This is a genomic window from Segatella baroniae DSM 16972 = JCM 13447 (assembly GCF_000426585.1).
GTDB classification, from domain to species: domain Bacteria; phylum Bacteroidota; class Bacteroidia; order Bacteroidales; family Bacteroidaceae; genus Prevotella; species Prevotella baroniae.
Window position 1 is genome coordinate 211,401 of the sequence record NZ_AUFQ01000002.1, and the last position, 13,093, is coordinate 224,493.

8 protein-coding genes are annotated in these 13,093 nt (G+C 57.5%); 4 read left to right on the top strand and 4 right to left on the bottom strand.

Annotated features, from left to right (window positions below; all coding sequences use genetic code 11):
* Positions 1-12: 12 nt before the first annotated feature.
* Together K334_RS0102630 and K334_RS15145 are read right to left on the bottom strand one after the other, a co-directional pair.
* Positions 13-3,126: a SusC/RagA family TonB-linked outer membrane protein gene (locus tag K334_RS0102630; RefSeq protein WP_025880130.1), complete on the bottom strand. Its 3,114-nt coding sequence runs from the start codon at positions 3,124-3,126 to the stop codon at positions 13-15.
* A gap of 59 nt (positions 3,127-3,185) precedes the next feature.
* On the bottom strand, positions 3,186-3,641 hold the full coding sequence (locus K334_RS15145; RefSeq protein WP_154655529.1) for a hypothetical protein: 456 nt from the start codon (positions 3,639-3,641) through the stop codon (positions 3,186-3,188).
* Here K334_RS15145 and K334_RS0102635 point away from each other — a divergent pair.
* Entirely contained in the window at positions 3,628-4,065 is a 438-nt protein-coding gene (locus K334_RS0102635) for a hypothetical protein (protein WP_154655530.1), read from the top strand. The genes K334_RS15145 and K334_RS0102635 overlap by 14 nt on opposite strands.
* A 185-nt stretch (positions 4,066-4,250) precedes the next feature.
* A complete protein-coding gene (locus tag K334_RS0102640) occupies positions 4,251-6,473 on the top strand; it encodes a substrate-binding domain-containing protein (RefSeq protein ID WP_025880125.1) in 2,223 nt (740 codons plus the stop codon).
* Between the two features lie 10 nt (positions 6,474-6,483).
* Here the strand turns inward: K334_RS0102640 and K334_RS0102645 are convergent, their stop codons facing one another.
* On the bottom strand, positions 6,484-9,870 hold the full coding sequence (locus tag K334_RS0102645; RefSeq protein ID WP_027444466.1) for a DEAD/DEAH box helicase: 3,387 nt from the start codon (positions 9,868-9,870) through the stop codon (positions 6,484-6,486).
* Between the two features lie 907 nt (positions 9,871-10,777).
* Entirely contained in the window at positions 10,778-11,284 is a 507-nt protein-coding gene (locus tag K334_RS14350) for a nuclear transport factor 2 family protein (protein ID WP_025880124.1), read from the bottom strand.
* A 500-nt stretch (positions 11,285-11,784) separates the two neighbouring features.
* Here K334_RS14350 and K334_RS15365 point away from each other — a divergent pair, with 500 nt between their 5' ends.
* Both K334_RS15365 and K334_RS15370 read left to right on the top strand, forming a co-directional pair.
* On the top strand, positions 11,785-12,459 hold the full coding sequence (locus K334_RS15365) for a Spi family protease inhibitor (protein ID WP_161625370.1): 675 nt from the start codon (positions 11,785-11,787) through the stop codon (positions 12,457-12,459).
* Positions 12,419-13,057 (top strand): C10 family peptidase, encoded by a 639-nt coding sequence (locus K334_RS15370; RefSeq protein WP_025880118.1) that lies wholly within the window; start codon positions 12,419-12,421, stop codon positions 13,055-13,057. The genes K334_RS15365 and K334_RS15370 overlap by 41 nt, the downstream gene beginning before the upstream one ends.
* Positions 13,058-13,093: the final 36 nt, after the last annotated feature.

The window sequence follows — 13,093 nt, forward strand, 5'->3', positions numbered from 1 at the left end:
TTTATGTATTATTTAAAAACCAACTTGAAGGCCGAATGATACGGAAGTAGGAATAGGATAACTCCAGTTGGGGTTTTCGGGATCGGAACAGGTAAGACTGCTGCTCTTGAGGGTCAGCAGATTCTGGCCCGATATGTACACACGTGCCGTGGCAACCCGCAGTTTCGACAGAACGGATGTCGGGATGTTGTAGCCCAACTGCAAGGTACGCAGTTTCAGATAAGAGCCATTCTCCACGTAATAAGACGAGGCACGTCCTTCGTCGGCGGTGTTATTGGTTGTCAGGGCCGGAATGGTCGAGCTTGTATTACCTGTCGTCCACGCGCCCAACATGCGGTTACCCTTATTGGAACCTGGGTCGGTGATACTCCAGAAATCGGTCTGGAACTTCTGATTATTATAGACATCCTGATTGTATACGCCCTGCCAGAACATCGTCAAGTCGAAGTTTTTGTAGTTCAAAACGGCATTCAGACCATAAGAGAAGGCCGGAACGGGATCGAAAATCCATGTTTGGTCGGCCGAGGTTATCTTTTGGTCGCCGTCCAGATCCTTATATTTCAAGCCACCCACGCGGGCGTTGTCCTGACCCGACGCGGCCACTTCTTCCTTCGACTGATACAATCCGTCTGCCACATAGCCCACGATGGAGCCGTATGACTTGCGCGACTGAACGAGATTTTCCTTTGTGGTATGCGCGTAAGAGCCGGTCGTCGACGCGGGCAGACTGGTCACTCTGTTGCGGAAGAAATCAAGACTGCCGTTGAAATCAACGCCTAACCCATTGGCAAAAGTCTTACGATAGCCCACGGCGAACTCCATACCCCAGTTGCGGAGCGAAGGGCCGTTCGACCAAGATGCGCCACCTTCGCCCATCGCGCCTAAGTAAGCGGGATTGATCAGCATATCGTCCACGTCCTTGATATAGGCATCGACATTACCATAGAGCGAACCGCCGAAGAACATATAGTCGATACCGGCGTTGTATTGCGTTGCCGTTTCCCACTTCAAGTTAGGATTGGCCGTCTGCGTAGCTCTGTAACCGGAGGGGAAAGTGCCCGAACCGGCCAGACGAAGGTCGTAAGCGGTAGAGGTAACACGGTCGAGTCCGTAGTCACGGGTGTAGAGTCCGAACTGCGCGTTGTTGTCGATGGCCTGATTACCGGTCTTACCCCAAGAGAGTCGGAGCTTCAAATCGTCGAGCCATTTCTGCTGCAACAACTGTGAAAGACGGAAACCGAGCGAGGCTGCGGGGAACGTTCCCCAACGGTGATTGGCACCGAAGCGCGACGAACCATCATGACGAATGGTAAACGAAGCCAGCAAAAGGTCTTTGAAATTATAGTCTACCTTACCGAAGAAAGAGGCCAACCGATAGCCCACCTTCGCACCGGAATTGCGCATCGTGCCCGTGGCGGCATTGGGCCACATGTAGTCCGTGTCCTCCAAAGCGTAGTCTTCGGAGTAAGCACTGAAGTCTACGACGCTTTGCTTATTGATTTCGGAACCCGCGAGCAAGGAGAAGTTATGTTCGTTTAAGAGCGTAAAGTTATAGTTCAAGGTATTCGACCACGTGTAGTTTACGTTGTTGGTCTGGCCCAAAGTGGTCTTGGCCATGTTGTTCTTCACCACGTCCGACGTGAACGTATGGGTGAGGGCGTTAATAAAAGAGGTCGTGAAGTCGATACCGAAGTTAGAGCGGAAGAGCAAGCCCTTGATGGGTTTGATGTCGACAAAGGCATTGCCGAAGAGTCGCCAGAAATCTAAATGGTTGTCCTTGTTGTGATATTCCTCGCGCACGGGATTCTGGCGGTCGCTCATACCACCCACCGGACCACCGAAAGTAACACCATCTTCTTCGTAAACGGGCACGATAGGCGCCATCTTCAAGGCGTTTTCCATCGGCGCTACGTCCACTTGCTTGGTGTAGGTAACGGTGAAATTCTCACCCACACTGACCATCTTATTAATATGATAGGTAGCGTTCATACGTGCCGACAGGTTTTCAAAGTTGGTATACTTCAATATACCGTCATTCTTCTTGTAGCCCAGCGAGAACATCGCGGAGTGCTTCTCGTTGGCATGCGAAAGAGAAACGTTGTAATTACGGGCAAAACCGGTGCGCGAAATCTCGTCTACCCAGTCGGTATCGGAGAAGCGCATGGTCTTCTTGCTATTGATGAAACCATCGTAGCGACCATTAATCGTATAATTCACGTATTTCGACAGGGCCGGATTCCACACGCTGATGGCGGTTCCGTTGGCCGCGTTGATGTTGATTCCGTAGTTCTGAGCGTAGGTCACGGGGTCGACGCCGTCGTTAAGGGCGGCCTGCACCATGGCCGTAACATATTCACGGGTGTTGCTGAGCTTCATCTTGGACTGCGCGGTATAGAACTGCGCCGTCAGGTTGGTAGAGAAATCGACCTTTACCTTATCCCCTTTCTTGCCTTGTTTGGTGGTAATGATGATTACACCATTGGCCGCACGGCTACCGTAGATAGAGGCCGAAGCAGCGTCCTTGAGCACCTGCATGCTCTCAATATCGCTGGCATTGAGCGAGTTGAGGGCCGAGTTGGTTGGCACGCCGTCAACAATATAGAGTGGATCCTGCGACGTATTGAACGAACCGATACCACGAATACGCACCGTACCCGTGCCACTGGGCGAACCATTGGCAGTAATATTCATGCCCGGAACCTTGCCTTGCAGTGCACGCATGGGGTCGGCATCGGGCGAAGTCTTCAGCGCGTCGGTCTTCACGACGGCCACCGAACCGGTCAGGTCGGCCTTGCGCTGAGTCTGATAGCCCGTTACGACTACCTCGTTCAATTCTTTCGCGTTTTCTTTCAGCTGTACACGCATGTTCGCTTCGGCTTTCTGCTCCAGCGTAGCATAGCCAATATAGGTGAAAACGAGGACAGCGCCCTGCTTCACTTTCAGCTTGAAATGACCATCAAGATCGGTTACGGCGCCATTGGTCGTACCCTTCTCCATTACCGTAGCACCGATGATAGGCTCATTGGCCCCATCAACAACGGTACCACCAATCTCTACTTGCGCATAAATTAATGTGCAACAGAACATGAGTAGCATGCTCGTCAGAATTCTTTTTAGATTGTCCATTCGCTTTTTACTATTAGGTTGATACTTTCTTCTCGGGTTTTCAGGATTCTGCGGCAAAGTTAAATGAAAGCCATCGCAGCTCTTGCCACAAATCGTTCATAGGCTGAAACGATTGTTGCATGCAACATTTGTGATTGCAAATGAACGGAATTTGCTAATGGAAGGGCAGCGCGCAGGGGCGGAGGACGAGGCGGCTGATTGCGACAATGCCGCAATCCACACGCAACGACAAGCAACAGGAAGCAAGCGGAGGGCAGAACGGCGAAGAACAAGTGCCCCCAGGTCAAAATGCGGGGCTGCCATGACGTTGGTGTGGCGGGCGATATCATCGCCCGAAAACCAGCTGTCCATCGCCCGAAAGCCCGCCGGCAATTGCAAAGAAAAGCCAAAAAGCGGCGGCGGCAGGCCAAAAAAACACAAAATAACGGCAAAAACCGGCGGCGCTCCTTGCTTTTTTGTCGTCCTTTTGCTATCTTGCTTTCGCTTTCAAACACCGCCACCATGGAAAAGCCCAAGCTTGTTTCCGGCCCTCCCTCGTCTTCTGAAACCGCCGCTTCCCATCCGTCCCCCAACGAAATCGCAGGGGCCGTCGCGTCGGCACTGCGCGAGAAGGCCCTGGCGAAGCTGGAACGGGCCCGCCCCTACCAGGCCCCGACGAGACCGTCGATGAAGCGTCGCTGCGACTACAACGACTACACGGCCCCTAAAATCTACATGGTCACGCTGATGGTGGAGGGCCGCAGGCCGCTCTTCGGCACGCTCTCGGGCGACCCGCACATCCCTTACGCCACGCAAGAAAGGGCCCGGCTCATCGTATCACAGGCCGAGCATCACAACGAGCGGACAGCCTTCAGCCGCAACAAGTGCCTGGAACTCAACGAAATGGCCCGACTGCTCTGTCAGGACAGCCCTCCGCCTTTCCAAGAAGCCCCCTTTTAGCTGGCAAAAGCTGTGCTTTGATCTGGCCAAAGGCCCCCTTTCGCTGCCCAAAAGCAGCCCTCTCACAATCCTTTTTTACCTTTTTACCCTTTTACTTTTTTACCTTTAAAAGACAAAAGCAGCCCTTTTACTTTTTCATCTTTTTACCCTTTTACTTTTTTACCTTTGCAATACCCCCCAACCATATGAAAATACCCCATCTGCAACCATTGATTCCACTTCTTGCGGCACTGCTGTTGTCGTGCTCGGGCGGCAGCAGGAAATACGAAATCGGCGTGTCGCAATGCTCCGAAGACATCTGGCGCGACAAGTTCAACCAGGAATTGCGCACCGGCGCCTATGCCTATAACGACGTGACGCTGCACTTTGCCTCGGCCGACGATTCCGACATGCGCCAGATAGAACAGATAAACCGGTTCGTCAACCGCGGCGTCGACCTCATCATCGTGGCCCCCAACCAGACCAACACCATCACGCCAGCCATCGAAAACGCCTACCGCCACCACATTCCCGTCATCGTCTACGACCGCAAGTCGGGCACCAGCCACTACTCGGCATACATCGGCGCCGACAACAGAGAGGTGGGACGGCAGATGGGCCACTACATCGCCACGCGGCTGAAGGGCCACGGACGCGTGGTCGAAGTGATGGGGCTGCGCGGGTCTTCGCCCGCCATCGAACGCCACGAGGGCTTCATGGAGGCGCTCAAGGCCCATCCGGGCATACAGGTGGCCGCCACGCTGCAAGGCGACTGGACCGGCGCTTCGGCCGAACGGGCCATGCGCCGCTTCCTGAAGCAGGACAAGGGCCGCATCGACTTCGTCTTCGGGCAGAACGACCGCATGGCCATGGGCGCCCGCGACGCCATTCTGGCCCACGACAGGCAAGCCACGACCCGCTTCTGCGGCGTCGACGCCCTGCCCACGGGCGACAGCGGACTCGAACAGGTGCGCGACGGGCTGCTCGAAGCGTCCTACATCTACCCCACCCGCGGCGACGAGGTGATGGAACTGGCCATGAACATACTGACCGGCCGGCCCTATGAGCGCGAGAAGAAACTGAAGTCGGCCCTCGTCACCCGCGAAAACGCCAACGTGCTGCTGCTCCAGGCCGAGGAGGTGGCACGGCAAAGCAACGACCTGAAACGCCTGCACGACAAGACCAACGACTATCTCAGCCGCTACAACACGCAGCGGTGGATGCTCATGATGGCCGTCGTCATCCTCATTCTGCTCGTGGCGGCCATCTTCATGACCTACCGCTACTACTACGAACGCATGCGCATCAACGAGGAACGCGAACGGATGCAGGGCCGACAGCTCGACTTCTTCACCAACGTGAGCCACGAGATACGCACTCCCCTGACGCTCATCGCCGACCCCATCAACCATATCGTGGAGCGGGGAAGGCTGAAAGACCACGACCTCGACACGCTTCGGTCGACAGCCCGCAACGCCAACGAACTGATGAAGCTGGTGAGCGACATCCTCGACTTCAAGAAAATAGAATTCGACACGGCAGGAAACCGCATCGACAAGCAGGACAACATTTCGGACAAAAACGTGCCTGAATGCGCCGAAACGACTGCCGACGCGACGGAGTCGGAGCCTGACGGCGGCCGCGAGACGCTGCTCGTCGTCGACGACAACACCGACATCCGCCACTATCTGCGCACGGTGCTCCGCGAACGGTTCCACATCGTCGAGGCCGCCGATGGACAGGAGGGACTGCAAAAGGCCCGCGAGCACGTGCCGGCCCTCATCATTTCAGACATCATGATGCCCGTGATGAGCGGACTGGAACTATGCCGACACGTGAAGGCCGACACCGCCACGAGCCACATTCCCATCATCCTGCTGACGGCCAAGAGCGAGGACTCGCAGGTGGCCGAGGGCTACAAGAGCGGCGCCGACTCGTATATCACCAAGCCTTTCAGCTCGGCCGTGCTCATGGCACGCATCGACAACATCATGCAAAGCCGCGACCGCATGCGACGCCTCTATGCCCGACAGACGGTGAGCAGCAACGGCGACGCGACGGAGCCGCCGACGACAGCCAGGAACGACGACCTGGCACGGCCGTCGGCCCGCGACCAGGAGTTCATCGCACGTCTGCACGACGTCATCCAGCGCCACATGGTGGAGAGCGAGTTCAGCGTCGAGGTGATGGGAAGCGAAGTGGGACTGAGCCGCGTGCAGCTCTATCGCAAGGTGAAGGCCCTCACGGGTCTGTCGCCGGTGGAGCTGTTGCGCAAGTCGCGCCTTGTCAAGGCCGACCAACTGCTGCGCTCCAAGGACATGAACATATCGGAAGTGGCCTACGCCGTGGGCTTCACGTCGCCCAGCTACTTCTCGAAATGCTTCAAGGACGAGTTCGGCATGCAGCCGGTGGAAGCCTTCAGAAAGTGAGAAGGCGGAACTATTGCCGCCAAATGCCTTGCTTTTCGCCTATCTCCCGAATCAGTTCGGCGAAGACGCGGTTGGCCTTCATGAGCTGTTCGTTGCCCGTAATAATCATCTGTTTGCGTGCCCGGGTGAGGGCCACGTTGAGCTTTCGGTCGATGACATGCCCGTTTTCCTCGAAGCAATTGCCCGTCAGGAAATCGAGCTGGTAGTGTTGTTGGATGGTGAAGGAATAGATGATGACGTCGCGCTGCGACCCTTGGTAGCGTTCCACCGTGTCGATGCTGACGCGTTCGAGGGCCGGAATGCCGAGCGTCTCCACGCGTTTGCGAATCATGGCTATCTGGTTGCGGTAGGGAACGATGACGCCCACCGTCTTGTCGGGGTCGAACCGGGAGCCATAGAAGCGATGGATGCGGCGCAACACGTCGGCCACGATGGCCGCCTCCGCGGTGTTCACCTTGTCCGACAGCGCGGGTTCGTGGCAGAAAGCCGAGGGGATGTAGACCATACGCCGCCGCTTGAGCAGGTCGTCGAAGGCGTCGAGGGGGGGCGCGGCATAGCCGAGACTGTCCTCCCGCTGGTGAGGCAGGGGCACGGGGTGCAGCTTTTCCGCGCTGTAGAACATGCGGTTGGGGAACGCGGCGACATCGGGGTGCATGCGACCCTGGCGCCGCAACACGCCCACAAAGCGGCTGCGGCCGGCCCGACGCTCCAGGCGGAGCAGACGTTCGAAGAGCGACTGCCGGCAGTTGTCCAGCCCGATGGCGCGCAACGACGGCTCCGTGACGGCCGACACGGCCTCGTCCTGCTGCACCACGGCGGGCAGTTGCTTGTGGTCTCCGACGAGAATGAACTTGCCGCAGTGGGTCAACAGTCCCACGATGTTCGGCTCCAAGATCTGGCTGGCCTCATCGACCATGGCCACGGCGAAGCGTTTCAGGCTGAAAAGATACGACTTGCTTTGCAGCGTACTCGTCGTTCCCACGATGACATGGGTGTGCAACAGCCGCTGACGGACGGCGTCCAGGCGGGGCGTGGCTTCGACAATGGCCCCCAGCAGATGGTCGCGGTAGCGCGCGTCGCAGGTGTATTCGTTGCCGATGCGGATGTAGTCGATGGCATTGTCGGTCAGCATGCCGCACAGTTCGTCCACGGCGCGGTTGGTATAGGCCATCAGCAGAATGCCCTCGTCGGCCGGTTTCACGGCCAGGGCTTCCCTGACGAGAAATTGCAGGGCCATGCTGGTCTTGCCGGTGCCGGGCGGTCCCACGAGCAGAAAGTAGTCGCGGGCCTGCCGGGCCTTCAGCACGACGTCGTCGTAGCTGGGATGATAGGCCGTCGTCAGCCCTGCGGTGGTGTCCACTTCCGGCTCTCTCTGCCCCAGCAGGAGCTGCCGGCAACGGCTGTCGGCCGTCATCAGCTGGTGCAACGAGCGAATGGCGGCCGTGGTGCCGACGTCGCTTCCGCCGTGTTCGATGGCGTAGTGGTCGGCCTGTCGGTGCAGGTTGAGTCCGTTGATGAGCTTCAGTTGGAGGCGGTCGGTGCGTATGTCGACGAGCGTTCCCTTATACAACGGCGCCTCACGAACGTCGGGCTGCGCGCCATCCGCGTAGCCATAGAAGTACACAAGGTCGCCCAGTCGGAAGTTGGGGAGGAAGTCTTCGCCCTGATCGGGCACGCGCAGCATAATCAAATCCACGCCGCTGAAGTCGCTGCTGCGCTCCGCCGACACGATGGTCAGCCCCGTATAGATGTTTCCGGTCTCCCGTTTTTCGGCCAAAGGCATGTTCCACAGGTCGGCCACGGCATTGCCCACGCCCTCCTGTTGGCCCACTTTCGCGGCCAACTGTTCGCGATAGACAAAGGTCATCATGCGGCAGAAATAGGCGCGTTCCACGTCCGTCAGCCGCTGCAAGGGCTGGGTGACGGCCTGCAGTCGGGGCAGAACGTAGCGTTGGAAGAAAGGTGTGGCGACTTGTTTCTCGTTGAGCGTGGCCGGCGTAAGGCTGTCGAGCACGCGTCCGAAGCCATGGAGCGCAAAGTCGAACTCCCCGAAGACGACGGCGTTGCGCAGGCGGATGGCCTCCCGAAACAGCTTTTGATAGAAATTGACGACCACCAATCCGCCGGGCAGCGGGTATTTGGAATAGAGCAACCGGATGTCGGTCTGGTGGTTGCCTACGTGGAAATTCTGGCGCAACACGCCGTAGTAGAGCAGCAACTGCACGTAGTGGTCTTCCTTCTGATACGACCCGTACTCGTTGGGAAGGTTGCGCTGGATGTTGAAGTTCTTGCCCGCTTTCTGCTCCACGAGCAGCTTCATGTCGGCCGTCATGAGGTCGACGCGGCCTTGCAGGCCCAGTTGCTCGCACACGAAGGACGGTTCCAAGAGAACTTGACGGCGGTCGTAGGTGAACGCCGTGCGGGGTTTGAACACCGTCGAACTGAACTCGCCGAATAGTTCGGCCACAATCTGCCGGATGTTCTGGGTCTGCGAGAGTGCCGCCGCCTTGAATTGCTCGTCCCGATTGAGGTCTTCACAGGTGCAGAACTCCAGCGCTTTCTCCCTGAAGTTCTTCTTGAAGGTCTCTTTCCACTCATAACGACCCTCTCCGTTGATGATGTCGTCGAGTGCCTTGCCTGCAAAGTCACCCACCAGGATGGCCTGGCTGTTGGCCGCCGGGGCCATGCGGTTGACGGTATAGGCCAACGGATGGTGGCCATAGTCGGTGAAGCAGCGGGCGATACTGCTGATATCGACCAGGAAATCAGGCTCCACGACGATGAGCTGGGCCGAGGCCCGTGCCCGACGGGACTGCGACAGCGTGGGTGCCGACACGTCAATCAGGTTGAGTTGCATGCCGGGCCGCAACATATCAATAAGGTATAGCTGGTCATCGGCCAGGCTCACGGCCACCTCCCTCTCGTCGGCGTCCTGGTCGATGGTGGCGGTGAAGCCGTCGGCGTCGGTTTCCCGCACGATGCAACGCACGCAACGATAGTCCACGGGCTGCAGATTCTCGTGCGGCCGGTCGGTGTGGGGAATGCGGCCGACGATCTCCCGCGGCACATCCACGCCGAGAACGGTCGAGATGAACAGGGCCAGCGCACGGCTGTTGTAGCGCAGGTCATCCGCCGTGGGTCGTCCGGGGCGGTTGGTTTCACGGCGCATGCGCTGGATGGCGATGGCGTCGGCCATGCCCACATGGTGCTTCTTGCAGAGAAAGTCCACTTGCGAGAAGAGGTTGCCGAAGGCCAGATTGCTCCCCGCCAGCCCCTCGTGACACACCTGCACCAGCGTTTCGTGCATCAACTTGTTGGCCATGGCCCCGTCGGTCATGCCCAGTATCTGCGCCACCCGACCGAAAAGCTCGGCCGCTATCTTGTCCGTATCGTTCATATCGCCGCAAAGATAGCCGTTTTTCACGGAGCGACAAAAGGTAAAAAGGTAAAAAGGTAAAAAAGTAAAAAGGCCATTGGAAAGGTAAAAAGCAGGAATATGAAGTGTGAAATGACGTGTCGATGAAATATAAAAGCTGCCCTTTCACCTCCTTAAAAGGCAGCTTTTAGCGTGTGAAAAGGCAGCTTTGATTTTCCCAAAGAACCACGTTTGAAAAGTAAAGGATAAAAAGAGAAAAGAGAAGAGTGTAAAGTAAACTGTGTCAGGTCGGTTCATAGGAGCATGGCCATGGTGCACTGCGCACTACCGCCTTGGCGGTTGCAGGCACCCCACCCTAAAGCAACAAGGTATGACTATTCCAAATCAAGGCCACCTGCCATGCGGTTGTTGGTGTTGTGCCCACAGCCATCTTACATTGCGCGTCAAAGCCCATGAAGCCAGCTATATAAATAAGACCAACCGCCCTGGCGGTTGCAGGCGGAGTACAAGCGGTAGCATGCGCAATGCGCCATGATTATGTCCCTATTCGTCGATTGGATATAAGGAATGCAGCATGACTATGTCCCCATAAACCGATTGAGTATCAAGAAATGCCTGTAGCAGGCAGCGTAAGAGGTGAAGCCGGAGGCTTCATCGCTCGATAACCCCTGGTCATCTCTGCGAAGCGGAGTGACCAGGGGATAGAAGACCAGGCGGAAATCGACCCTGGAAGGGTCGCCCAAAGACAGCCGTGATGATGGTGGTCGACCCCTCCTGGGTCGACGGATGGATGGCTGCCTCGCTCCCTTCCGCCCACTCCGGCCCGTGCCGGGCACGACGCCGTGCGTGCCATCGGGCACCGCCCGAATCCGTCCATGCAATCACCGCCTTGCAAAAGCGGCCTTTCGGGCTTGCGGAAGGGCCGCTTTCACCGCCCAAAAGGACTGCTTTCAGAAACCAAAAGCTGCCCTTCTGCAAGCCGAAAGGGCAGCGGTGGCAAACCAAAGGACAGCGAGCGGCAAGACGCCCCCGCCCCTTCTGCCGCAGCCGACGGCAAAAGGGGCGGGGAAAAGGCCGCGGCCCTGTCGCCGTCCAACGTCACCGTCTGCTGTCCGTTCTGATGGAAGGTCAGTTCGGTCGTGGCCAGGTAGTCGCCGAAGGCCTTCACGATCTCGCGGCAGCCGTTGAGCGTCGTCGTGGGGCGGCCCTCGGCGTGGTTGACGACCTTGGCGTCCTCGGTGAAGAGCAGCCCTTGCAGTTCCACCTCCTTGGTGTCTGCCAGCGTGGAGAACGTGTCCACCACGTTCTTGATGGCCATGCGGTCTTCAATCGCTTCGATGCGCTGCTCCAGTGTCTTTTCGTTGATGTTCTGTCCGTTCATTGTCGCAAAATTGAATGCCGTCATGAGGGCGGCGATGAATAATGTTCTTTTCATTTGTCTCTCGTTTGAATTTCTGCCGCAAAGGTACGGCCTCCGCCCGAAAGACGGGTTATCGCTTTTGCCCGAAAAGCTATCCATACTGCGCAAGCCGCCTGCCGAGTCGCCCGACCTGCCTTTTTGGGGAATCGCAAGCCCGCTTTCACGGCGAACATGCAGCCCTTTTGCAACGCCCAAGACCATCGACCGATTTCCTTAACAAAAGCAAAAGTCCACAGGTTTGTGGTCCACAAAGTTGTGAACTCAATGCTTTTCCAATAATTTTGCATCAAAAGGAGACGCAAATCATGGACAAACCTTTTGTTTACGGCATGTCCGTCGAGGGCGGCAACTTCACCGACAGGGCCAAGGAAACGACGCGGTTTTTGAAAAATGGTTCGCCAAGGAGTTCATGTAGGCCCCATGACGACATGACGGCGGCACGGGAGCCACCCACCGCTCAAGACATTGTTTTTCATATAAGCAAGACAGTAATGACAAAAAGCACAAACACAATTTTGAAAGGAATACGGCACGTCCTTGACACGGGCATGCTGATGTATGAAATGCGGACGCTGCTGCTCGTCCTGCTGCTCTCCACGACGATGGCCGCCGCACTTGCCGCCTCCGTCGACGAGCTGCAGGCACGCCGGAAGGCGGCACGGTTCCTCGCCTCCAAGGGTGTTGGCATGCCCAAAACGGCAAAGACGACGCGCGCCGGCGTCTCCGTAAACGCAGCCGTCCCCTTCGGACAGCCGGAAGGCACGCCCTTCTACGTCTTCAACGGCGACCACGGCTTCGCTATCATCTCGGGCGACGACCGCACGGCACCCGTTTTGGGCTACTCCACCACATCCACCTTCACGTGGGACGAGGCTCCCGACAACCTCAAGTCATGGTTGCGGGGATATGCCGACCAGATAACGGCGCTGCGCAACGTCGACGCCCAATCGGCCGCAAACATCGCTTCGCCCGGCGAAGGCATTGCTTCAAAGCCGAAGATAGAATCGATGACCACCGCCAAGTGGGACCAGAACACGCCTTACAACAGGCATTGCCCGAAGTCGCCGACGGGTGGCGGGCAGACGGTGACGGGCTGCGTGGCCACGGCCATGGCCGAATTGCTCTACTATCATTGGCAAAAGACACCCGATGATGGTCAAGGAGACGCAGGCTGCCATGCCGGCGTATGACACGGACACGCCGTGGCCGGGCAACCGGCTGATCCATGTGGACGGCATAGCCCAAAACAGCGTGATAAACTGGGCCGACATGCTGCCAACTTATAGTCAGGGAACATACACCGACGCACAGGCGGAAGCCGTGGCCAAGCTCATGCAATATTGCGGCGTGTCGGTCTACATGGATTACGCCAGCGGCGCGTCGGGCGCCAACGCCTTCCACGTGCCCAACGCGCTGATCAAGTATTTCGGTTTCGACCATGCCACGCGCATCATCGACCACGAAGACTTCTCGGTGAACGAATGGAACCGGGTCATCTACAATGAATTGGCCGAAGGTCGACCCGTGTTCTACAGCGGCGAGGCAGGGGGACTGAACGGCCACGCCTTCGTCATCGACGGATATGCCGGCAACAACTACTTCCGGGTGAACTGGGGATGGAGCGGAGCAGGCAACGACGGTGCCTATCTGCTCTCCATCCTCGAACCGAACGCCAGCGGCACGGGCGCGGGAAACGCGAAAGGCGGCTACAACCAGCTCATGCGCGCCGTGATTGGGGCCAAGCCTGCTACCGCAGGAAGCCCCAGAACAAGGAGTCCAATATCATAGTGCAGAACTTCAAGGTGGACGAAGGCCAGCTCAGTG